Below are 22,950 nucleotides of genomic sequence, written 5' to 3' on the forward strand. Positions count from 1 at the left end.
AAAGTGAGCGATTGCTTCATGGCTCGATCGAGTTTGGGATGGGTTGATGAGCAATCGCTGCATTTGCCTTGGGATCAGAATGATTGGGCCATCCTAGGTATGTGTTCCATTCACCAACCAGATATATCTGCATTAGAATGTTGATTAAATAGCTTGAAGCTGGCAAACAGTCAGTCGGCAGACTGTTGGATTATGAATCACTGCATAATGGGTTACCCGGTCATTTTGTCGGGTCACCATATCTAACTGGATCCGTCTGATAGCTTGATAGCTGTCGGCAGTGTGATGGGTATATCCAATCCCGAGATATGCGATTAGTCGTTGTTGACCGGCTACCCAGTAGGTCATGATTGAATTGCTGCTTCTTTGTACGCCGTCTGGTAGGTAATAAGCCCTTGCTTTCGTACGGCTTTTGACGGAGGTTGGCCTTGGCCGTTGATGTGAGGTGGCAAATCCGTGCAGCGAGACATTGAGAATTTCAGTTACGGCTTTGGGGAGGAGGGAATCGGTTGTGGGAGATTGTTTCGATGAGAAGCAGCCTGTGTCAGCGGGGGATGATGTGCGTAGCTGTAAGGTCGGGAATGCTCCTGTTGAGTAGAGTGTCCGGTCGTGGCCAATGGAGAACTAGAAGAAACTAAGTAGGTAACACGGCATAATCAATAAACGGAGTGCCTGACAATCGTAAACTGTCAGGCACTTAAATCTTTGTTTGCGGGGCCGTTCAAGCCTTAAGGCTATCCAAACTTGTCAGATATTCCTGAGCGTCTAAAGCAGCACGGCAACCCATACCAGCAGCAGAGATGGCCTGACGATAGATCTTGTCGGTCACATCACCAGCGGCAAAGACTCCAGGTACAGAAGTGGTTGTCGATCCACCCTTGACCAGGATATAGCCGTCCTGGTCCAGATCAACTTGTCCATTGAGGAAAGCAGTCTGAGGGGTGAATCCAATAGCAACGAAAACTCCGTTAGCTGGAATAGTGGACTGCTGGTCAGTGGCTGTATTGCGAATATCCAAAGACGTCACACCACTATCGTCGCCATTAATCCGCGTGACGACCGAATCAAGAAGGAAGTTGATCTTGTCATTAGCCTTGGCGCGGTCCACCATGATTTTTGAAGCGCGGAAGCCTTGGCGACGGTGAATCAGTGTGACAGAAGAGCCGAAACGGGTCAGAAAGTCCGCGTCACCCATGGCAGAGTCGCCACCGCCAACAATAACAATCGGCTTGTCTTTGAAGAAGAAACCGTCGCATGTGGCGCAGTAGGATACCCCTCGTCCTGAGAACTCGCGCTCGCCAGGAACATCCAATTTACGATATTGCGAGCCAGTGGTGATAACGACGGATCGAGCCTGGTATTCCTGGCCGCCATCCGTTGTTATCCGCTTGACGTCTCCGTTCAAGTCAACTGAGACGACATCGTCGTATTCAATCTGGGCACCAAAATGTTCTGCCTGATCGCGCATCTGATCCATCAGATCGGGGCCCAGTACCGCTTTAGGGAATCCAGGGAAGTTCTCTACTTCGGTGGTGTTCATAAGCTGACCGCCAGGCGTAAGAGCTCCAGCAATAACGAGTGGAGCGTATCCGGCTCTGCCAAGATAAATGGCGGCTGTGTAACCTGCTGGTCCGGACCCTATAACAATGGCATCATGAACAGTTTGCTTCATAACGCTACTGTATCCATGCAGGATGACCGAGGCACACGCGGTGGGCGAAAAGGGCGCTACTTATCTCACAGTAGGTTCGGTTCTGATAGGGGTAGGCTATTCTTGAACTATGGAGAAAACCGTGGTAGTCGCCATCGTAACCAATCTTGGGACGATTCTAGTGCTGATTTGGTTTATGCTCCGAGTTGATCGGTTGCTGCGGGAGCATCCTAGCCATCAAACAGATGATAAGAGTAAGGATGACAGCTGGCATAGCTGGCGTTTTTGGAATCCCCCAAGCCTTGAGGACAATGTCGACGAGTTGGACGCTGATTCTCCGATAAAAGACAAAAGCCTTGGGACTGGTGAGGATATGACTGCCATGACTGCTGACCGATATGTATCTTCAAGTCAGGAAGAATCTGTCGAAAGTTCTTCGCTCGCATCGGACAAGGACGAGGACGAGGAAGGTAGCAGAAATAAGTAAGACGTATCTAGCCAGGCCGTAGACAGTTCGATAAGGGTGGGGTGCGGTTTCAATTGTTAGTTCGATTTTACGAAAGTATGGTCTCTCAATAAGGACGGATGCGCTTGGGTATGTTGTACATGCGAATCCAATGACTTGCAGGGTATCCGCGGGCTTTTACCTATCCGCTTTGGATCGGTTGCCAGGGGGCAAAATGCGTAAGCGCTATGACTCGATGAATCAATTCTGATAAGGAGATTGTACTCATCAACGATGAGTATGTGCGAATCGGGGTAAATCAATCAGTACAACAATGCCGATAAAAGAACGGCAATTTACTGGTGCGGTCTCGCTCTCGCTCAGAGTTCCTGCTGACACAGTAGAGATGTGCGCTCGATTTTTGAAGGTATAAAGGCAGCGTTGCCTCAATGTAGTCGCGCTTGATTGATAAACATCTCGATAAAGAATCCTGAGCCGATTGATGCAGAACCCATAGTGATTGCGATCCTATGAAGGCTGTATTCATTTGCTCGAGGCCCGTATCTTTATTCGACTCGCACCGTTAACGGGCAGGATTCTCTGTTGGTTATAGGCGTTGTGGCATGCGGGGCTCTCGCTGGAGTTGATGAAGTAAGTTGATCATCCCAGAATGTTTCACGTGAAACATTCGATACCGACCATGCGCACATGCATAGGCGTAGAGCAATATAGCACTGTCGTGAGTTGAATCCTGGAAGGTGACCAGCCATACCGGCATCGGCTATATATTAGACCGCGTCTCTTCTGCAAGTCAGCCTGGTCGGCAATATAAAAGCAAGGATTTGATTGAACATACCTCCAATCAGCCTTGGCTTTGGTGGAGTAGTAAAGGAGAAGCAGGGGAGAGGAGAGGAACGGATAGAGGTAGGGAGATAACCGAGGCAGAGTGGTGAGCAGTGAACAACTGACATTTGGCGGGCAGAGAAGAATGATGATGAGAATAATGGATATAGAACAGAGTACCGGGTTTGATGATTACAAACTGTCAGTCAGTACTATGTGTAATGTGCTCGTCTTGTGCACTATCTGCTCTGCCTGTATTTGCAAGCTATTTAAATTGCAAGTCCGCATGATACATATTGTGCAGTTTGCACACCATATATCATGCGGACTTTGCTCATGCTAACCGAGTGGTAGGCAGAGCCAGGTAGGCTTTGAGGTCTCAGTTGGTTCGTTTTTGATTCAAAACTGATTGAACCAATGCAGTGTATAGCTCTGGCAGGTTGTAGCCGGCGGCCAGGGCTGATTGCGGTAGAAGCGAGGTGTCCGTCATGCCGGGCGCAACATTGGACTCCAGGAATTGCGGCTGACCGTGGGCATCGACGATGAAGTCGGTGCGCGAGATATCTCGAAGCCCCAGAGCCCGATGGGCGGTCAGTGCAGCATCGCTCACAGCCTGTGTGGTCTTGGCATCCAGTCGAGCTGGAACATAGAACTCCGTCGGGCCAGGTGTGGAGCGAGCCTCGAAGTCGTAGGTGCCTGAGGGGGTCCAGATTTCAAGCGGAGGCAAAACCAGGGGGTGTCCGTCAAACTCGAGGATGGAGACGGAGACTTCAGTGCCCGTGACAGCCTGTTCGATTAGTGCCACATCACCGTAGGCAAAGCAGTTGATCAACGCCTGAGTGAGCTGGCTCTGTTCCGTCACCATGGTGCAACCCATGGCCGAGCCGCCCATGGTGGGCTTGATGAAGAGCGGAAGCCCCAGCGAACCTAGAAGCATATCGATAACGGGTTCGACTCCCAGCTCGCGGAACATGGATTCAGGCAAGGTCACGGAGTGTGGCGTCTGCAATCCGGCCATGCGGACAACGTTCTTGGCGATGGGCTTGCTCCAGGCGGTCCTGGAGGCCTTGGCCCGAGATCCGATGTAAGGCAGTTCAGCCATCTCCAAGACATCACGGATGGAGCCATCTTCGCCGTTGGCGCCGTGCAGCAGAGGCCAGACCAGATCAGGACGGGTCGACTCGTCAGTCAGATAGGGCAGGAGCGAGCCATCCATGTCATGGACATGGACCGTCCATCCGGCCTCCTCCAGGAATCCCTGGACTCGATGCCCCGAGCTGATGGAGACATCGCGTTCATGGCTGAGGCCGCCGCAAATAACCAGGAGGGACTTATCAGCACGCTTGGTGGCCTTGCTCGCCAGGGAGAGGACATCGTCCATGGTGAATGGCGTGGCCTCGCGGGTGGAGCGGTGCGAGGTACGCCTGGCTCTTTTGGCCACTTCGCCAGCAGTCGTGGCTACGGTGGTGTCCGGGCTGTCGACTGTGGTCGGCGTCGCGCTCGCGGTTGTCTTGGTCTTGCCGACTGCCGGGGTTTTGCCGCCGGTCTGCTGCCGTGGTGTCTTACTGTGCTTGGCCGCCATGATTCAGCCCCTTTCCTTGCCGCTGTCGGGCTCGAACAGCCGGACGGTGGCGAGTTCATTCTCGATGACTGTGGACAGTCTGCGTATTCCCTCTCGGATTCGATCGGGAGTGGGGTAACAGAAGGACAGGCGCATATGGTCCGCGCCCTCCCCGTTATCGTAGAAGGCTGTGCCCGACACGTAGGCCACCTTGGCGGTGATCGCCCTGGGCAGCATGTCCTTGGCATTGAGCCCCTGGGGTATCTTCAGCCAGATGTAGAAGCCACCCTTGGGTTTGAGCCATGAACAGTAGGGCAGATATTCCTTCAGAGCCTCGTCCATGGCATCGCAGCGTTCCTTGTACATTCCCCGGTAATCGTTGATTTGCGATTTCCAATCGAAGTTGTCCAGATAGGTGGTGATGGTCATCTGGCTCATGTTGGAAGGACAAAGGATGGCCGACTCGTTGGCCAGAACCAGTTTCTGTCGGATGCCGGGAGGCGCAACCATCCAGGCCACGCGCATGCCAGGAGCGATGATCTTGGAAAAGCTGCTCAGGTAGACAACGCCCTCGGAGTCGTAAGAGCGCAGGGCCGGGTAGGTTTGGCCGTCGAAGGCCAGCAGTCCATAAGGATTGTCCTCGACGATTAGCACGTGGTACTTCCTGGCGATCTCAATGACTCGTGGCCGCCGTTCCACGCTCATGGTGGCCCCGGCAGGATTGTGGAAGTTGGGCACAGTGTAGAGGAATTTGACCGACTTGCCCTGGCGGCGCTGCTCCAGAATGGTCTCCTCCAGAGCCTCAGGGATCAGTCCGTCTCCGTCCATGGCCACGTTGACCACATCGACCTGGAAGGATTGGAAGACGCCCAAGGCGCCCACATAGTTGGGTGCCTCGGCCAGAACCACATCGCCGGGGTCGCACATAATCCTGGTGATCAGGTCCAGTCCCGACTGGGAACCGTTGACTATGACCACATCATCCGGCTGGACGTCCTTGATGCCTTCCAGCTCCATGATGGGCAGCACGTCTTCACGCAGGTGGGGATCGCCCTGTGCTGACCCATACTGCCAGGCCACCTGGCCCTTGCTCCGCAGCATATCGCCAAGCTGGTCGGCCAACTTGTCGAAAGGCATCCGGCCCAGATAGGGCATGCCGCCGGCCAGGGAGACCACCTCAGGCCGATTGGCCACGGCGAAGAGGGCACGAATCTCGGAGGCCCGCATCTGCTCGGCTCGTGTTGCATAGGAGCTATACCAAGGATCGTTCTTGATGACCTTGGACGCGATATTGGGATCATCCGCCATAACTGACTTCCGCCTTCCTGCCGCCGTTGTCTAAGGAAACTGTATTACCTGTGGGCGCTATGTAGGAGGAAAAATCCAACACATTACCATTTCGGTACACCCATAGTATCGGCATACGGATGGGTGGGCAGTCATGTCCGGTTGACGGGGCCCATGGGGCCTGCAGGCAATTGCGGTCGACAAGTGGCCCGTGGGCCGACGTCGGGATGATTCGCCTTTGTTGCCGTCGACCCATAGTCATGCTCAGAAGACTTGGACGGAAGTGAAGCGCAGGGTATTGCCCGGCATACCATCCATGGGTACCCAGATGACCAGGTCCTGAGTCGTTACCGGCTCGCGCAGGGTGACCTGGGTTGTGCCCGAGGCATCGAAGCTGAAGTCGGCCAGAGGCTGTCCCTGGTTGGGCTGAGCCGCTGTGGAATTCGCATAGATCTGGGCATGGCCACCGCTCTGAGGTGCGACGATGGTCAGGCGGGAGACCTCTTCCGGCTTGGTTAGATGCATATACCATCCATAGCCCTGCAGGCCGGCAGGCTTGTTGAGGAAGAGCTGGCGACTGGTCTGATAGGCTGTGGTGTTCTTGGGCTTGGGCGGATCGGGAACCTTGCCCGCCTTCTTGTCAGCGTGGCTGACCTTGTCGTTCCCGGCATTGGTGCCGGCCTGAGCCTGGTCGTCACCATTGCCATTGCTGGAGGGAGTCGCTTCGTCGCTCTCATTGGTCTTGCCGGGGAAGGGCACGTTGGACATGACCGGCCAGCCGCCCTCACTTTTACTGACCTCGGATCGGGATCCGGTAATGGTTGAGAGGGCCCAGACCAGGGCCACCACAACGATTATAGCCGCTATGGCGATGACCACTGAGCGAGTCGTGAAGCGTCCGAACAGACGGGTGTCAGCCATATCGGCTTCGTCATCCAGACCCTTATCCTGCTCATCGTCGGAAAGTACCGAGTATGTCACCGGCACGGGCATGGAGTGGATTTCAGGTGTGAAGCTGGGGGGCAGCGGCTCCATGACTGTGGTCTCTTGCTCCTCCTCATCGAAATCAGGGTTCTTAGAGGAACGGGCCACCTGGGCAGGGGCCACGGTCTTTTCAGAAGATGCGGCAGAAGGCGAATGTCCACTGCGAGCTGCAGGTTCTCCACCGCCTGCGATATGAGATTCAGCGGCGGCAGCTCCTGTTTGACGCGCATGCGAATCCACGTCGTCCTGTGAAGCGGTCCGGTTGGATATTGCTGTGGTCTGGCGACTGCCGGCCGTCGCATCATCCTGCGCACTGCCGGATTTGTGGAAGTCCCACTGGGAGAAGCCTCGCTCCACGGGATTGTCGGCAGTTACGCCGTTGCCGCTGAGAGCCTCGGAGGATTTACGCTGATCGTCTTTGATGGTTGGCATCCGTCCGGTCACAGCCTTGGACTCTTCCTCATTGGCCGCGGGCCTGGGCATTGTCGCCCTGAGTGCGCTCACATCCATGGCTGCGGTCTTGCGGGAGGAGCTGTTCAGCGAGCGTAGCCGCTGACGCTCGTCAAAGAGCGAGAAGAGATCCGTATCCGTGTCTTCTGGATTGAGCATCTCAATCTCACTGCGGCCGGGGAAGAGCAGTTGGTTGGTCTTCCAGTGCGGCTCATGGTGGGATACGGTCTGCGCGGCAGGCAGGGCTGAGGAGGTCAATCCCGCGGGAAGCGGGAGTACGTTCCTGGGGTCCACCGGGCGTAGGGCCACGGCCTCGATGGAGGCACGGCCGTCCAGCTCGGGCCAAATCAGATCGCTGTCGGTCAGCTCCTCGGGCGGGACCCAGGGGCTGAGCAGGGCCGAGAGCTCCGCCAGGGTGACCAGTGGAACCGGCATGGCTCCCTGCTCATTAGTCAGGCCCAGTCCACGCATGCAGATGATTTTGAACTCTTCCGGGGTCTGCTCGGGCAGCTCCTGCAGACTTGGCTGTCGTCCGTCCTGATCGGCCCGTCTGGTCAGCATGGCATAGAGCACGCCGGCCAGCCCGTGTATGGCATACTCCTCGTCCGTCAGTCCCATTTCAGTTGAGGCCGACGGGTGCTCGAGCATAGGCGATATGGGTGCATCGGCCAGGGTGATCGAGGCTGGCGCCAGCCTGATGGTGCTCGTGGAGACTGCATAGTCGACCATGCCGGCGGCATGTAGGGTGCGCATGGCCTCGGTGACCTCTCCCATGATGGTGCCGATGGCCCGGTTGCTGAGCGTTTCCCCGGCGGGTCCGTGCATGTAGTCCCTCAGGGACATACCGGCATCGGGGGCGGTGACGATCAGGGAGACCTTGTCACGGGTGTGCAGCTGGTAGACCGGGGTGAAGCGGCGGTCCTTGCTCAGCGCCAGGCTGGAGGCGTTGACGTTGATCCGGTCCATGCAGGTTGAATCCCCGGCGATGAAGAGCTGGCAGTCCCTGTCCAGGACCTTGTCCTTGGCCCGCCAGGCGCTCAGACCGTTTGCGCGGCGGAGCAGGGTGACCAGGGTATATCTGCCGAGGATGGTGTCTCCGATATGCGCGTTCATGGTTGCCGAGCTCTCATCAGAAGTGGGGCGTCGCCTGTAGTCGGCGACACCGTGGTGGACCTTGCTGTTCCTAGGTACAATCCTAACGGGTTGCGGGGTCGGAGGGGCCGGCGGGGGCCCGGCTATCGCGGATTCTCCATCAGTATCGGACTCATGGGCCTCTTCGAAGTTCTCCAGGGCTGCGTCCATGCCGGGCAGAGCGGAGTCAGGGGAGGAGGAGTGCACCACCCTGACCGAGCGGTCGGCCAGCCGGGAGGGTCGTCCCTGCAGAGTGTCCATGCTGCGGACGGGGTGCCGGGTTGCCCTGCCCAGTCGACGGGCCAGGTCGATCAGGAGCTGGGTGAATTCCTCAGTGCGCAGGGCTACCAGGGTCACGACATAGATGACCGCCGTCAGCAGGGTGATGACCACGCAGATGAAGAGTGCCTGCACCCAGCTCATATGGCCCTGTCGGCCCTGAACCCAGGCGCCGACTAGGTGGGTCACCGGGGTCTTGACCGTCAGGGCGGCTGCCAGGGCCAATCCCGCAGCCAGGAAAGCCTTGGCGTAAGTTGTCAGAATCCGCCGCTCGTCCAGATTCCCCTGGAAGGGGCTGCGCAGCATGTGGGTCAGGACAGGGAAGCTGAGGATGCTGCTCAGGGACAGGCTCAGACCCACCAGCGCTGCCCAGTAGCGGGGAGGGAACAAGCGTATGGATACCAGAACCAGTGCTACTTGGATGGTATTGGAGACAGCAGCGAAAATGAAAGGATGCCGCCCATCCTCGAAGGCGTAGAAGGTGCGCTGAATGAGCAGGAAGGCGCTTGAGGGGACCAGCCCCAGGGACAGGGTTATCAGCGGCCCTGAGATAAGGACAGACTCATGGACACTTACCGAAGGCAGCAGTGCTCGTGTGATGGGCACTGGAATTGCCAACAGGACTGCAGCGAAGAAGAACATGGCCAGTCCGACGTTGCGCAGGGCTTGGCTCAGATCATTGCGGGCATCCCCGATGCGGCCGTCCGAAACCGCTTTGGACAGTTTGGGAAAGAGGGCCGTGCTGACCGAGACGGCTACCAGGGAATAGGGGAGGATGAAGAGCGTGTAGGCGTTCTGATAGGACCCGTTGCCAGCGATGTCGAACGGGTTGCCTTCAAGGGGTGCACCGTTGTTGATGCGGGCATTGACCACGTTGGCCAGCTGGTCGATGATGACCACGCACATGCTCCATGCCGCTACCGAGCCCATGGATCGCAGGCCGATTCCACGCAGACCCCAGCGAGGACGATAGCGGAAGCCGCTCATAATCAGGGGGATGAAGAGGACCAGTGCCTGGAAGGCCACGCCCAGGGTCCAGGCTCCAGCGGTCAAGGCCACCTTACCGTTGTCCCAGAAGCCGACCGGCTGATTGCGGGCGTTGCCGAACAGGAGGATGAAGGCCAGGAAGCCCAGGCAGCTGATGACGTTGGCGCCTACCGAGCTCCAGGCGTATGCGGTGAACCGGCCCTTGGCGGCCAGGATCTGACCGAGGACCGTATAGAGCCCGTAGAAGAAGACCTGGGGCATGCACCAGAGGGTAAAGGAGTTGGCCAGGGCCCGCTGGGCCGGGTTCCACTTGGAGTTCAGATAGATGGTGGTCAGCACCGGGGTGCCCAGCATCAGCAGTAGGGTCAGCAGGGCCAGGAGGACCATGGCGACCGTGATCAGCTTGTTCAGCCGGTCTGCTGCATCCCGTTCCTTGAGGGTGCGCACGATCTGCGGGACCAGGATGGCGTTGAAGATGCCGCCTGAGATCAGGGTGAACATGACCTGAGGGATCATGGCGCCGGTCTGGTAGGCGTCGGCCGCGATCCCGGTGGTGCCTATGGCGGCTGCCAGCAGGATGGTGCGAATCTGCCCGGTCACGCGGGAGGCTGCGGTCCCCGTGGCCATGATGGCGGAATTGCGCCCTACGGAACTCATTCGTCCGGGTCCTTCGTACGGTGGAACTGCCGCCAGAGCCCCAGGAGTCCTAGGAGTACGGCGATGACGATGATGATTAGGCCGCTCATGTCGCTCAGTCGCAGATTGCTGGTGATCTGAGCCCGGCGCACCTGGCCGAAGGGGCGGCCCTGGCTGTCCAGCAGGCCGATGTCCACGTTGGCCCTGCCGGCTGCCGCCACCCTGACCTTAAAGGTCACTTGAGCCTCGGAGCGGGCGGGAATAACCACCTCCGCCATACGCGAGGTGACAATCTCCATGGAGTCGGTTCGAGCGCTGATGCGAGCGTATACAGGGTAGGGGTGGCTGTTGCTGACGGTGACGGGCATAGAGGCCGTCTCGCTGACCACGTTCAGGGATTCGCTGGGCGTGATGCTGATTCCGTCAAGGAGCCGGTGGGATATGGCCTCGGCCTGATCGGCCAGACCAGCGGCGGTTGCGGTTCCCCCCAAGGACTTCAGAGCCAGGTCGTCGTGGGTTGCGGTCAATTGGTTCAGCCACTGATGCGGGTCCTTGGGCTGGCGGGCGGTGGTGTCGGCATCTTGGCGGGCCAGGGCCTGACTGTCGGTCTTGCCTGCTGTGGCACTGGCGGTGGGTTGGGAATCCTGCTTGTTGTCAGCCAGAATGGAGGTGGCAAATCGGTCGATGTCGGCCCGGCTGGCAATCAGAGAGTCCAGAGTGCCTGTCGAGCCATCGCCGTGCTTGGTGCCGCTCTTGGTGCTGCCGAGCTCCATGGCCTTGAGCAGACCCGACGACCCGCCGGTGAAGTCGGGCGCCTTCATCAGATTGTCCATGGAGATCAGGTTGATCCACGGAGCATGCTCCAGTTCGGTCATGATCTGGTTTGTCTGCTGGGTGTCCTCATCGGCGTCGAAGCAGACCAGGAGGGAGCGTTCGGCGTAAGGCTGTTCCATCTGGTAGAAGGCACTCTGGGCTATGAAGCGGGCCGTCTGCCCAGCCTGAGTCTGCTCACCGGTGGCGCGTGTGGAGCTGGGATGGCCCCTGGCCAGGTTGCTGAGCTCTCGCTGGGCCGACAGGACGGTTACCTTTCCGGCCTTGGTTTCGAAGGTGTACTTGCCGGTGTGGGCGGAGGTGCCGGCGTCGACCTCGAAGCCTTGGGGGGCGATGACCGTCTGATAGCCGGCACGTCGGGCGGCGGTGATGGAGTCCATGGTCCACTCCTGTCGGCCCTGCCAAGCGTATATGCCAGGCGTTGCGTCAGCATAGAGCTTGGCTGCAGTCTGGGCGCTCCAGGACTCGGGGGTGACTCCAGCCTGGACATAACGGTCCTGACTCTGGGATGCATACCTGGTGATGTCGAAGTCGGCCGGCTGAATCAACCCCTGGATCTGGGGACGGTTGGCGAAGGCGGACAGGTAGACCGGATCGCCCAGGGCCTGCAGGGACTTGTGCTTGGATAGCAGCTGGCTCTGATCCTCCTGGCGGCGGGCACCCTGGCGGGTCAGTGTCACATTCCGGTTTTTATCGTTGCCTGGGCCTGACTCGGATTTGGCACTGGACTGGGTCATCAACGCCGTCATGGCCCTGTCGTCAATATTCCAGTCCGAGGAGGTCAGCGGAAGGACCATGGTCAGGGACAGGGCGGGGGTGCCTGCGGTGGGCAGGCCATCCCAGGTCCTGGTAAGAAAGGTGAACACATCGCCCAGGACCCGGTCCTGATCGTCGCTCAGGGAGAGCCGGACAGGTTTGGGCCCCCAGCTGGTCATCTTCTTGATCGCGTCTTGATCAGTCGGCACGTTGACTGCAACCTCGATGCTCTGCCCGGCCGGGATTGTCGGTACGGTCTGCGTACCCAGCACGTCCGGGGTGGGGATGCGGGCGTGGCCTTCGGACCAGGCCTGCATGTCAACCCGGGAGCTGAAGGAGTAAAGGGCGCTGGTGGACACGCTCAGATGCGCATGCTTCATGGGCTGGCTCGCGGTGTTGGTCACAGCAGCGCGCAGGGCGTAGCCGGACTTGTCGGTCACCACCGGCGTCGACCAGCGCAGGGCCACCTCGGCTGAGCTCTGATGACTGGTGGCAGCCAGGGCTGGTGTCGGGTGCCAGGGGGTTATGACCAGGGCCAGCAGAAGGACAATCGCTAGCAGGATTCGAGCCCACCGAGCCCATCGATTAAAGGCATGGGTGCGCTGGCTGGTGCGCCCGACCGGGCGCAGGGGGGTCTGGATCATGGCTGTTTTTTGTACTTCCTCGCGTAGAGCCAGGCTATTTTACGCTCATTGGGGTAACTGAGCACCGAGGTCAGGTCGGAGAAGTCCACCCAGATGGCATCTTCGGCCTCATGATCGGGGTCGCCTTCCACGCTCAGGGATCCTCCGATCATCCGCAGGACGAAATGATGGACCAGCTTGTGGACCCGCTGGTTGGTTCCGGTGAACCAGTAGTCGATGGTGGCGATGGAGTCGGTCACCCTACCCAGTATCCCCGTCTCCTCATGGACCTCGCGCACCGCCGTCTGTTCGGGTGTTTCCCCCTTCTCGATATGCCCCTTGGGCAGGCACCATTCCAGATGGCCCGAGCGGGAGTGCCGGGCGATGATGGCCACCCGGTCATGCCGGTCGAAGATCAGTCCGCCCGCCGAATACTCGCGGACCACGGGCAGCTCCTGGGCATCCAGGGAGGCGAAGGTTGAAGGTCCTGAGGCATGCTTATGCCGAGGCATGAGGGCAGGTGTGGGAGCGTCATCCTCGGTCTGTATGCGCTCGCGGACCTGCGGATCCAGACGTTCGCTTACGGTTTCCACAAGATGGCCCCGCTTCTGCTGGCCGCGGGCATGAATGTCCGCAGAGTCGGCGCTATGCGCAAGCATGCGCGCCATGTCCGCGGGCGTAATCATACTCCAACTCTACGTAAGGTAATGTGCAGGTGGGGTAACGGTATGCTAGTAGGCGCATCAACTCCATAGGAAAGGGTGAGCGTGGATTTCCAAGTCTGGCCGGAGGCCATCGAGCTCGGGCGCCTCTTCGCTGAGCAGGGATATGAACTGGCGTTGGTAGGGGGTCCTGTACGCGATCTGCTCCTGCACCGGCCCTCCCACGACCTGGACTTCTGCACCTCGGCCAGACCCGAGCAGTTCGAGCCCATCCTGCGCCATTGGGGGTCGGGCTTCTGGGACATGGGGCGCAAATTCGGCACCCTTGGCGCGCTTCGGCGGCGTCCTGACGGCACCGAGGTCAAGGTGGAGGTGACCACCTATCGGCGAGACACCTACGATCCCGACTCCCGCAAGCCCGAGGTGGACTATGGGGACAGCCTTGAGGGCGATCTTTCAAGGCGCGATTTCACTGTCAATGCCATGGCCCTGCGGGTGCCTGACCTGGTCTTCGTGGACCCCTACCGGGGGGCCAACGACCTGGCCAAGCAGGTGTTGCGGACCCCGGTGGATCCCCGCCAGTCTTTCGACGACGACCCTCTGCGGATGATGCGGGCTGTGCGGTTCGTGGCCCAGCTGGGATTCACCATAGCCCCGGAGACCGCAGAGGCCATCACCCGCATGACCGATCGAATTAGCATCGTCTCGGCAGAACGGATTCGCGACGAGCTGACCAAGCTCATGCTGTCCGATCACCCTGTGCAGGGCATCGAGGCCCTGGTGCAGTCCGGCTTGGCTGACATCGTTCTGCCCGAGGTGCCGGCTCTGCAGCTGGAGATAGACGAGCACCACCGGCACAAGGATGTCTTTGAACACACCCTGATGGTGGTGGACCGGGCCATCGCCCTGGAGACCGGATCTGACGGTCCTGTGCCCGCCCCGGACCTTACCCTGCGCATGGCCGCCCTGCTGCACGACATCGGCAAGCCCGCCACCAGACGTTTTGAGCCCGGTGGCAAGGTCAGCTTCCATCATCATGATGCAGTCGGAGCCCGGCTGGCCCGCAAACGCTTGAAGGCCTTGCGCTTCGACCGCCACCTGATCGCCGACGTCTGCGACCTGATCTCCATGCACCTGCGTTTCCACGGCTACGTGGATGAGCGGTGGACCGATGCGGCCGTACGCCGCTATGCCCGGGAGACCGGTCCTCTTTATGAACGGCTCAATCGCCTTACCCGGGCCGATGCAACCACTCGCAACAAGCGCAAGGCCCAGGTCTTCTCCTCCGCCATGGATGAGTTGGAGGACAGAGTGGCTCAATTGCGTCGTCAGGAAGATTTGGATGCCATCCGGCCTGACTTGGATGGACGACAGATCATGCAGATTTTGGACCTCAAGCCCGGACCGCAGGTGGGACGTGCCTATCAGCACATGCTGGAATACCGTCTGGATCAGGGCCCGGTCGACCGGCAGACGGCCGAGCAGGAGTTGCGGGACTGGTGGCAAAGAGAAGGCGCTGACCAAGCCTGACCCAGGTCGGTACCCTTCCGGGCGGGCGCTCTTGGTCAGGAGACTGTGGATATTGGTGGCGAATATTGTGGCGACGCGATGTTGAATCCGGCGGTACGCCGGATCTGCGGCGTCAGGCCTTGGGAGCCTTGGGCAGGTTCTTCATGGAGGAGGGGTCGGCCTGGCAGCCCTTGATGGCTTCGATTCTACGTCCTACGACAGGGGTGCTGTCCTCGTCGTTAAGATCGGTAAAAGTGGCCCCGACGACTACGTCAATCAGATCGTCACTGCGGTCGTCCATGATCAGAATGGCATCATTGAATTGGGATCCCACTGTGTAGCCACGGTCAATGGCCGAAGCTCCGAAACGTATCTCGGTACGGGCTGTCTCGGTCTTGCCCGGATAGTCCGCCACATCCTGCATATTGAATCCCCGATTACGCAGGGCAGAGGCCAGGGCAGTGGCCAAACCTGACTTGTTGGTTCCGTTGAGCACCCGCACACGGATGTCGGGGTGGTTGACCAGCTTGGACTTGTCAGGCGGGCAGGGCACGGCGACACCATAGTTGGGCTTGGTGATGCTGGCATGTTTGGCGGTATGCCCGATGGACTCGAAGATAATCAGACCGCAGATGATAAGGATAACAACCAGAGCGCTGACGACTATGGTGAAAACCATCTTCTGCCGCCGTCGTACGAACTGCCTGCGGGCCTCGCGTTCGTCGAGTGGTTCGGGATTCGTCATGCTGCCTACTCTACTGTCCATGGGTGACTCTCAGGGGGACCATCCTGGGCAGGACTGGCGAGTCAGCCTCGATTATCCTGTCCACGGCATTTTGCTCCCGCCAGAGCCTTATCAATGCGATTGCCTGCTCGGGGTGAGGGGCCATGACCACCACGGAGGGGCCCGATCCAGAGACGAAGGCCGGTCCGATGCCTGCCTGCCGGGCAAGGTCCAGAGCCTGGCGCGAGCGCGGGTGCAGGGTGCAGGCGGTCTCCTGCAGGTCGTTCAGGTCGTTGGGGCCGGGTCCGATCAGATCGAAGGCCTTGTAGACATGGGCTGTGCTCAGCTGATCTTCGTAGGCACCGATCAGGAGGTGTCCGGTCAGCCCAGCACGGGACAGCCGCTGGGCCTGCAGGCCATCCGGATCCAGGGGCTCAAGAATTTGGCCGAAACCTGTACCTCTGCTGAGCCCTCCATGCAGGCAGAAGGGCAGGTCCGCGCCCAGCCCGGCGGCGATGCGGTCCAGCTCGGCGGCAGCCATTCCAAGATTCCAGAGCCGGTTCAACCCCAGCATGGTTCCGGCAGCATCCGCGGATCCACCGGCCAGCCCGGCGCCCACCGGTATCCGTTTGAGGATGTGGATAGCCACATCAGGCTGGTGCCCGGTGGCCTGTGCCATGGCCAGAAGGGCCTTGACGGCCAGGTTGGCGCGTAGATCGGCATCCCGGCGGTTCAGGTCGCCCAAGTGGTCGCCCTCCAGGCTCAAGCGGAAGCCGTTGCCGGGTTCTGTCCGACGTAGTTCCACCCGATCCCAGATTCCCACAGCGCTGTAAATGGTGTCCAGGCGGTGTCGCGCTCCAAGTTCGGCTTGGGCCGGACCGACACGAAGCCTCAGATTGATCTTGGCGGGACAGTAGAGGGCAATGCCGTCCCCTCCGGCGGCCGGGCTCAAGCGGCCACCTCGCGGCGGGCTTGCTCCAGGGCCACGAACTCCTCGATGGTCATGGTTTCCCCCCGGCGTGCAGGGTCGATGCCTGCGGCCTGGAAGACTTCAGCGGTCACCAGGCCCTTCAGGGCGGCGTGTAGGGTTTTGCGGCGCTGTCCGAAGGCGGCATCAATCAGGGAGAAGACTCGGGTCCTCGTTCCCTCGTCCGTGCGTCCGCGTCCGTCCTTGTCCCGGGTGAAGGAAACCAGGGCCGAGTCCACGTTGGGGGCGGGCCAGAAGACATGGCGCCCAATCCTGCCCGCCTGGGCGGCATGCCCATACCAGGCCAGCTTCAGACTGGGAGCGCCGTAGACCTTGGAGCCAGGAGCGGCCGTCAGCCGGTCCGCCACCTCCTTCTGGACCATGACCAGGAACCGGCTCAGATTGGCGAACCGGGCCAGGAGGGTCAGAATGATCGGAGTGGCAACGTTATATGGCAGGTTGGCCACCATGGCCAGGTCGGTGGCCTTGCCCGCGTCGCCTGCCAGCCGAGGGGTCAGGGTCAGGGCATCCCGGTTGATTACGGTCAGCCGGTCCAGGCTCTCCGGCATGCGCTCGCTGACGGTCTGCGGCAGCTGCCGGGCCAGAACGGGATCGATCTCGTCGGCGGTCACCGGGCAGCCCGCCTCCAACAATCCAAGAGTCAGGGATCCCAGACCAGGACCCACCTCCAGAACGGGCTGGCCAGATTCCAACTTGGCCAGACGGACAATCTTGCGGACAGTCCCTGGATCGATGACGAAGTTCTGCCCCAGCCGTTTGGTGGGGTGGATGCCGATCTGGTCGGCGAGGCGTCGGATGTCGGCTGCTCCCAGGAGGCGGTCGCTCTCAGTTTTAGTGTTCATGTCGGTTTGCTGCTCGGCGGGTGTGGTGGGAGGATCAGTACCAGTTATATTGCTGCCAATAGTGCCAGGCCGTGCTGGGATTCCCGTACTGTTGGCCGATATACCAGAGGCCCCAATCAATCTGGACAGCGGCATCGTCACGCCAGTTGTCTCCAAACTTTGCCATCTTAGAGCCCGGCAGAGATTGTGGGATGCCGTAGGCGTCGGAGTTGGGATTCTTCTTATACCACCACCATTCTGATTCCTTGTTCCAGAGTTTCACCAAGTCATCGAATTGCGAACCCGTCCATCCGCGCTGGGCGGCAGCGCCCCCGGCATAGGCCTGGGCTACACCAGGTTCCGCATGCCAAAGACCGTCACGAGATGGGCTCGGCGCTGGCGACGGGGCTGGTTTGTTCTCGGGCATAGCTGGAGCTGGTGTGCTTGGTTGTTTCGGCTTGGTTGTCTGCGTCGTCTGCGGAGGCTTGGTCTGTGTTGGCGTAGGGGTCGGTGTCGTTGCCGACTGCGAATCCTGGCTGGGCGAGGGGCTCGGAGAGGGTGTCTTCTGCGTCTGCTGGGAGTCCTTGCCTGTGTCCTCCTTGGACTGCTGCCCGCTGTTCTGTTCCTCTTTCGGCTTGTCGGGACCGACGGCCACCACCTGATCCACCGGCATGGCTACGGTCTCCTCCTTGACCACCTGCTCTGATTCGGCCTGTCCGTCCACGTAGGTGACCTGTATGGTCTGCAGCCGTTGACCGACTACGCCCGCCTGTCGCACCTGGGTCTGACCGGGCGCCAGGCTCGGGTCGACCACGGTCCTCGTAGCGAAGGGTATGGGGATTGTTTTTTGAGTGTTTCCGTGGGTGACCCGTTGGACCCGCAGCACAGTGGTGCCCTGGTCATGCTCCACGCTGACCCGGTCCTCCTTGCCCAGCACGATGCCCTTGGAGTCCAGGATGGATGCTGCTGGAAGCTTGCCGTCAGGGGCTACCGAGGTCTTCCCGTCAGCAATGACCGTGACCGGCCCCGCCTGGTTGATGACCAGACCGCCGGTCAGCTGGTTGTAGATGTTGCCTACATCCACGGTGACCTTCATGGCCTGCCTGCGGTTCTCCTCGAAGAACCCAAGCAGCTGGTCCATGCTGGTGGCCGTGGTCCAGAAGGGCACCCGCTGGCCCTGGATGACGATAGTGGTCTGATAGGCGGAGCGCACAGTGACCGCCGCGTGGTTGTGCAGCTGGCCTCCGGAGGTGGAATCAACCAAGTCGTGGGTCTTGACTTTGATTCCCTGCTGGCGCAGCAGACCGTCCACGCTGTAGGCGTAGGTGGTCACCATCTTGGTCTGCCCATTGACGCTTAGCGCCACGCTCTTGCGCGCAGTAACGCCGAAGGTCAGGATCATTGCCAGAACGACCAGGAGGGCGCAGGAGACCACGCGAATCCTTCTGAGCACGATGAAACGCCGCGGTGTCCAGCGTCTGGCCATGTGCTCGCCTCCCGTTCCTGCCTTGTCCGTACCCGGCAATTCTAACGGCGCGGGCATGGAACGAGGCCGCACAATCCGCAAGGTCGGGCAAATATCCACATTTGTCGCAGAGGGGGTGGCAACAAAAAAGCCGACTTGACCGTCATCGGTCAGTCGGCTTTTCAAGACCCGGGCCCTGGGCCGGCGGATCAACGTCAAGAGGACGGGAATGAAGGGGAATGATCCCGTCCTCGAATACGAACGGAGATGGTTGGGGAAAAGCTCCGTTCGTACTTCGGAGAACGAGCCTCCGAAATGACTTACTCGAGGGAAGTATTTGCAATTATCCAGGTAATGTCCACTATTATAACCTGCCCGGAGACAAAGCCGAGCATTTGGATTTATGGTTCGTTCCTGGCGTAGAGCCTCCTGTCAGAGTCGAACTGACGACCTGCCGCTTACAAGGCGGCTGCTCTGGCCAACTGAGCTAAGGAGGCGGTCCCGGTGGTCCATTACAGCATTCCGGGCCGCGGTACGGAATGATATCGTACCATCACCGTGCCCCCAAGGGGACGCTGGACGCGAAATTTCTCTCGACCTGCCTGGTTCAGTCCAGTGAGCGCGGATGGCCGGAGGCGCCGATGGCCGGCATGGCTCCCTTGACGCCCACCTTGGACTGGTCCAGACCCAGAGCCTTGAGCAGGCCCGAACTGTAGTCCAAGCCCGCCCGGGACAGGTTGCCCAGCTCCCAGTAATTGCCGTTGATGCGAACCGTGGGCGTGGTCATCTGTCCCTTATTGGAACCGGAGGGATTCCAGAGTTCCTTGCGCAGGGGGGTATAGGCGTCCATGGCCTTGATCCAGTCCCGGTAGTGGCCCTTGAGCGCCTGGTCGGCAACCTTGGGATCAACCCCGGCCTTGATGGCCTGCTGACGGATCTTGTCGTTGCTGACGGGGTGGTAGTCGGATTCGTCCGGTTGGAAGTCCTTGGCGTAGAGGTTGGCGATGAAGGGCAGTAGGTGGTCCGGATCGTGCTGTGCCACGTAGATGGTTGCCGTGCCCGTCCTGGTCGAGTAGTTGTCCGTGGAGAGCCGGTCCATGAAGCTCATGGGGTAGATGACCAGGTTGATTTGGCCGGCATCCACCAGACCGGTCAGTGTGGAGTCCAGCCCGCGATGCAGGGCGCCGCAGCCTGGGCACATGAAGTCCATGTAAATCTCCACGGTCGGAGCCTTGGCCACCGGCTTGCCCAGTCCCTGGGAGCTGATCAGGAAGCCGCCCTGGTCATTGGCGGCCGATGGCTTTTCCTTGACCTTTGCGACGGCCTGACGGGCCTGCCCCAGGTCCTGGGCCTTGACCGGGCGATGGCTGCGCCAGTAGAGGAATCCGCCCAGAGCGATCAGGATGATGAGCGCCACGGTGACGATGACGCCGATCGTGGTCTGCTGGCGGCGTTCCTTGGCCTCCTGGAGCCGACGGGCCTCTTCCTGGGCCTTGAGCGCGGCCTTGCGGTTCTGCTTGCCCTTGGACATGACCTGGATCCTTTCCTTGGCGTACTGAGCACAGTGTAGCCGTCAGGGGTGGAGCACGACCTTAGGCACGCAGCAGGTGGATAGGGGCCCAGTCCATGGAGGGCTGGACAATCAGCCCGGCCAGGAGAACGGCCACAATCAGCAGCCAGATCAGGAGCAGAATCCACCTGCGGCGGGGGTTGCCCGGTGCCTCGGGATCCTGACGGCCCATAGGGATTCGGCCCGCCGCCAGGCGCAGGACCATGTTGCCGCTGTTGGCCTTGGGGGCTGAGCGGTCCTGCGTCGGCAGAGTCGTCAACATCCAGCCGGCAAGCGTCGCCAGGGCCATGGCCAGTCCGCCGGCGGACAGGGGCCTGGCCGCTGGCAGGGGGACGGTCAGAAGGCGCTCGCCCAAGGTCAGACCGGCACGAACGGTGGTGAGGGCGCCCGCCCAGGTCAGCGGCAGAGCGACCAGGACTTGGACGAGGATCATGCCCGGCAGACGGAGTAGGGCGGCTGCCAGGCCCTTGAGCAGGTGCCAGGGGAGGGCGGCTGCGTTCAACAGACGATCGGTGCCCCGCCTAGGGCCGTCGCGACGCAGTTCCCGTTCGATTTGGGCTTTTATGCTCCATCCTGCGGTGCTCAGGGCCCAGAGGAGGATTCCGGCGGTGGCCAGTGCGGAGACCGGGGCCAGAGCTGTCAGCAGTGCGGGGAGGATTCCCAGCATTACCAGGCAGGAGGTTCCGGCTTTCAGGTAGCACAGGCGTCGCATCTGGGCGGGGGGTTGGTCTCCCAGCCAGCGGGTGTTCGCCTCGTTGCGGTATCCGCTGGGCAGAGGCTGTGCCGGTGGAAGAGGATCCTGGACGGTGGTGGCTTGAAGATCTTGGCGGTCGGCCAGGGGCTGGCGGTCCTGCCAGGTCTGCGTCTGCTCCTGCTGCTCCTGGGCTGCGGGAAGGGGATTCAAGAGGGTGGTGGGTTGCTCCAAGTCGGGCAGGAGGGTCGTCTGTTCATCGGCTTCGCCGTTTGTCGGAGGCTGTGACCAGGCCGTCCGTGGACTGTCTGGATTAGCCTGCGTAATAGGCGGCATGGGCATGGTGGCCGGCTCAACGACCATGGTGGGCGAGTCGGTCTGCTCCTCAGCCTCCGAAGAGCCGCCGCCAAAAGGGCGCATCGTCTCCTGACTGCCCTTGCCGGTCTGCTGCCCTTCCGCGCCCTGGTCGTCTTGCTCCCCTTGCCAGGCCTGGGGATTCATGGCATCCAGGCTGATGGCCTCCAGGAGCTCCTGGGGCGTGCAACGCGCACCTCGGTCGGGGGAGAGGGCCGAGCGCAGGGCTTTCATGGTGCCGATGGGCAGTCCGGACAGGTCAGCATTGCCCGAGGCCTCCCGCTCCAGAACCGCCATCATGGGTTTGTCGCCGAAGACCGCCCGCCCGGTGGCTGCATAGGCCAGAACTGCGGCTGTGCTCCACCAGTCGGTTCCCTGGTCGGCCTCGGCTCCGTCGATGATCTCCGGGGCGATGAAGCCAGGGGTTCCCATGACCAGCCCGGTCCGGGTCACATGGCTCTGCCCCTGGCCCATGGCGATGCCAAAGTCCACCAGCACCGGACCTGAGACCGAAATCATGACATTGGTGGGTTTGATGTCCCGGTGGACGATGCCCGCCTGGTGGACGGCAGCGACGGCATCGATCAGCTTCCGTGCCAGCCGCTCCAGATCGTCGTCCCGATAGGGGCCATTGACAGCCACGTCGTCGCGAAGGTTGCGCCCCTCGATCAGTTCGGTCACGATGAAGGCCAGGGCATCATCAAGTTCCATATCCACGATCCGGCAGACGCCTGGATGACGGATCCGTTGCAGGGCCAGAGCCTCGCGTCGCAGGCGCTCGCGGGCCGAGGCGCGGTCCCGTTCGTCAGAGTTGTCTGACGAGGCCTGGTCCTCCTCCAGGGATTCCCGCAGAATCTTCATGGCGTAGTCCTGGCCTCCGCCATCACGTGCGCGCCAGACGGACCCCATGGCTCCGCCGCCCAGGGGCTCAATCAGGGTGTAGCCCCCGACCAGCCGTCCCGGCCTTAGGTCCAAACCCTCAAGATCGCTCATATCTCCATTGTGCCCCGACAGGTTGAAAAGCACCTGATTGCGGTTCCTGCTGTTTCGCCGTGTCAGGGATTGCCGGAGTTGGCTCCACCACCGGCGGCATAATGCGTAAACAGGCGCTGATACAATATTCTCGGCTGGGAAGTATGCAAAACAACAGAAAGAAGGGGCTTCATGGAAGCTTCGCGCTTTGAAAAGGGCTCTGAGGCCTTGGCCGCTATCGACGGTAAGGGAGGTCAGGCTGTCATCGACTCTCTTCAGGACATAGCGCCGGATCTGGGTCGCTGGATTGTCGAATTCGCCTTTGGCGACATATACATCCGGAAGGGACTTGATCTTCAGCAGCGCGAGCTGGTCACGATAGGCAGCCTGGTGACGCAGGGGGATACAGCTCCGCAGTTGGCCGTTCACATACAGGGAGCCCTGAATGTGGGGCTGAGCAGGGCGGCCGTGGTCGAAGCCATACTCCAATGTGTTCCATACGTGGGATTCCCGAGGGTCATCAACGCGATCAACGTGGCGAGGACGGTCTTCGAGCGCGAGCCTGAAGGTCCCGATAAGTCCGAGGATTGAGTTGACGACGGTGAACACGTCGAATTCGTGCCTTGGTGTATAGTGGACACTGGCTCAAGGGAGAGTTTCTCTTAACCACAAAATAGAAAACCGTCGCATGGCCATGCCGATGTCGGTGTTGACCCCGGGACGGAACCAC

General features: G+C 60.4%; 15 protein-coding genes and 1 tRNA gene. 3 read left to right on the forward strand and 13 right to left on the reverse strand.

Annotated elements, in window-relative coordinates:
- Positions 1-721: 721 nt before the first annotated feature.
- Positions 722-1,672, reverse strand: a complete 951-nt coding sequence (trxB, locus tag H3T88_RS08320; protein WP_198204260.1) for a thioredoxin-disulfide reductase — start codon at positions 1,670-1,672, stop codon at positions 722-724.
- A gap of 121 nt (positions 1,673-1,793) precedes the next feature.
- Between trxB and H3T88_RS08325 the strand changes: the two genes are divergently transcribed.
- Entirely contained in the window at positions 1,794-2,138 is a 345-nt protein-coding gene (locus tag H3T88_RS08325) for a hypothetical protein (RefSeq protein WP_198204261.1), read from the forward strand.
- Between the two features lie 1,180 nt (positions 2,139-3,318).
- On the opposite strand, the gene H3T88_RS08330 is transcribed toward H3T88_RS08325, so the two are convergent.
- The 5 genes from H3T88_RS08330 to H3T88_RS08350 form a co-directional block, all read right to left on the reverse strand.
- Positions 3,319-4,521, reverse strand: coding sequence for a D-alanine--D-alanine ligase family protein (locus H3T88_RS08330; RefSeq protein WP_198204262.1), 1,203 nt, complete (start codon positions 4,519-4,521; stop codon positions 3,319-3,321).
- Positions 4,522-4,524: 3 nt separating this feature from the next.
- Positions 4,525-5,808 carry an aminotransferase-like domain-containing protein gene (locus H3T88_RS08335; protein ID WP_198204263.1) on the reverse strand — a complete coding sequence of 428 codons (1,284 nt, stop codon included), beginning with the start codon at positions 5,806-5,808 and terminating at the stop codon, positions 4,525-4,527.
- 243 nt (positions 5,809-6,051) lie between these two features.
- Positions 6,052-10,275, reverse strand: coding sequence for a lipid II flippase MurJ (locus H3T88_RS08340; protein ID WP_198204264.1), 4,224 nt, complete (start codon positions 10,273-10,275; stop codon positions 6,052-6,054).
- Positions 10,272-12,485 (reverse strand): DUF6049 family protein, encoded by a 2,214-nt coding sequence (locus H3T88_RS08345; RefSeq protein ID WP_198204265.1) that lies wholly within the window; start codon positions 12,483-12,485, stop codon positions 10,272-10,274. Before H3T88_RS08345 ends, H3T88_RS08340 begins: the two co-directional genes overlap by 4 nt.
- Entirely contained in the window at positions 12,482-13,123 is a 642-nt protein-coding gene (locus H3T88_RS08350) for an NUDIX hydrolase (protein ID WP_373637670.1), read from the reverse strand. The genes H3T88_RS08345 and H3T88_RS08350 overlap by 4 nt, the downstream gene beginning before the upstream one ends.
- A 108-nt stretch (positions 13,124-13,231) precedes the next feature.
- Between H3T88_RS08350 and H3T88_RS08355 the strand changes: the two genes are divergently transcribed.
- On the forward strand, positions 13,232-14,656 hold the full coding sequence (locus tag H3T88_RS08355) for a CCA tRNA nucleotidyltransferase (protein ID WP_198204266.1): 1,425 nt from the start codon (positions 13,232-13,234) through the stop codon (positions 14,654-14,656).
- Between the two features lie 112 nt (positions 14,657-14,768).
- On the opposite strand, the gene H3T88_RS08360 is transcribed toward H3T88_RS08355, so the two are convergent.
- From H3T88_RS08360 to H3T88_RS08390, 7 genes are all read right to left on the reverse strand, one after another.
- Positions 14,769-15,380, reverse strand: a complete 612-nt coding sequence (locus H3T88_RS08360) for a LytR C-terminal domain-containing protein (RefSeq protein ID WP_015022681.1) — start codon at positions 15,378-15,380, stop codon at positions 14,769-14,771.
- 10 nt (positions 15,381-15,390) lie between these two features.
- On the reverse strand, positions 15,391-16,311 hold the full coding sequence (locus H3T88_RS08365; RefSeq protein WP_198204267.1) for a 4-(cytidine 5'-diphospho)-2-C-methyl-D-erythritol kinase: 921 nt from the start codon (positions 16,309-16,311) through the stop codon (positions 15,391-15,393).
- On the reverse strand, positions 16,308-17,189 hold the full coding sequence (rsmA, locus tag H3T88_RS08370) for a 16S rRNA (adenine(1518)-N(6)/adenine(1519)-N(6))-dimethyltransferase RsmA (RefSeq protein ID WP_198204268.1): 882 nt from the start codon (positions 17,187-17,189) through the stop codon (positions 16,308-16,310). Before rsmA ends, H3T88_RS08365 begins: the two co-directional genes overlap by 4 nt.
- Before the next feature lie 34 nt (positions 17,190-17,223).
- The gene (locus tag H3T88_RS08375; protein ID WP_198204269.1) at positions 17,224-18,654 is read right to left on the reverse strand and encodes a G5 domain-containing protein; all 1,431 of its coding nucleotides are present in this window, start codon (positions 18,652-18,654) and stop codon (positions 17,224-17,226) included.
- Positions 18,655-19,056: 402 nt separating this feature from the next.
- Positions 19,057-19,130 (reverse strand) — tRNA-Thr (locus H3T88_RS08380).
- Between the two features lie 110 nt (positions 19,131-19,240).
- On the reverse strand, positions 19,241-20,164 hold the full coding sequence (locus tag H3T88_RS08385; RefSeq protein ID WP_198204270.1) for a DsbA family protein: 924 nt from the start codon (positions 20,162-20,164) through the stop codon (positions 19,241-19,243).
- Positions 20,165-20,225: 61 nt separating this feature from the next.
- Positions 20,226-22,241 (reverse strand): serine/threonine-protein kinase, encoded by a 2,016-nt coding sequence (locus H3T88_RS08390; RefSeq protein ID WP_198204271.1) that lies wholly within the window; start codon positions 22,239-22,241, stop codon positions 20,226-20,228.
- A 171-nt stretch (positions 22,242-22,412) separates the two neighbouring features.
- Here H3T88_RS08390 and H3T88_RS08395 point away from each other — a divergent pair, with 171 nt between their 5' ends.
- On the forward strand, positions 22,413-22,811 hold the full coding sequence (locus H3T88_RS08395) for a carboxymuconolactone decarboxylase family protein (protein ID WP_198204272.1): 399 nt from the start codon (positions 22,413-22,415) through the stop codon (positions 22,809-22,811).
- Positions 22,812-22,950 lie beyond the last annotated feature (139 nt).

The sequence above is a fragment of the Bifidobacterium sp. W8110 genome, from assembly GCF_016101375.1.
Lineage (GTDB): Bacteria > Actinomycetota > Actinomycetes > Actinomycetales > Bifidobacteriaceae > Bombiscardovia > Bombiscardovia asteroides.

Bases quoted from the DNA above. Each gene is read 5' to 3' on its own strand.
- trxB (WP_198204260.1), bottom strand. From the start codon at position 1,672: ATGAAGCAAACTGTTCATGATGCCATTGTTATAGGGTCCGGACCAGCA.
- H3T88_RS08330 (WP_198204262.1), bottom strand. From the start codon at position 4,521: ATGGCGGCCAAGCACAGTAAGACACCACGGCAGCAGACCGGCGGCAAA.
- H3T88_RS08335 (WP_198204263.1), bottom strand. From the start codon at position 5,808: ATGGCGGATGATCCCAATATCGCGTCCAAGGTCATCAAGAACGATCCT.
- H3T88_RS08340 (WP_198204264.1), bottom strand. From the start codon at position 10,275: ATGAGTTCCGTAGGGCGCAATTCCGCCATCATGGCCACGGGGACCGCA.
- H3T88_RS08345 (WP_198204265.1), bottom strand. From the start codon at position 12,485: ATGATCCAGACCCCCCTGCGCCCGGTCGGGCGCACCAGCCAGCGCACC.
- H3T88_RS08350 (WP_373637670.1), bottom strand. From the start codon at position 13,123: ATGCTTGCGCATAGCGCCGACTCTGCGGACATTCATGCCCGCGGCCAG.
- H3T88_RS08360 (WP_015022681.1), bottom strand. From the start codon at position 15,380: ATGACGAATCCCGAACCACTCGACGAACGCGAGGCCCGCAGGCAGTTC.
- rsmA (WP_198204268.1), bottom strand. From the start codon at position 17,189: ATGAACACTAAAACTGAGAGCGACCGCCTCCTGGGAGCAGCCGACATC.
- H3T88_RS08375 (WP_198204269.1), bottom strand. From the start codon at position 18,654: ATGGCCAGACGCTGGACACCGCGGCGTTTCATCGTGCTCAGAAGGATT.
- H3T88_RS08385 (WP_198204270.1), bottom strand. From the start codon at position 20,164: ATGTCCAAGGGCAAGCAGAACCGCAAGGCCGCGCTCAAGGCCCAGGAA.
- H3T88_RS08390 (WP_198204271.1), bottom strand. From the start codon at position 22,241: ATGAGCGATCTTGAGGGTTTGGACCTAAGGCCGGGACGGCTGGTCGGG.
- H3T88_RS08395 (WP_198204272.1), top strand. From the start codon at position 22,413: ATGGAAGCTTCGCGCTTTGAAAAGGGCTCTGAGGCCTTGGCCGCTATC.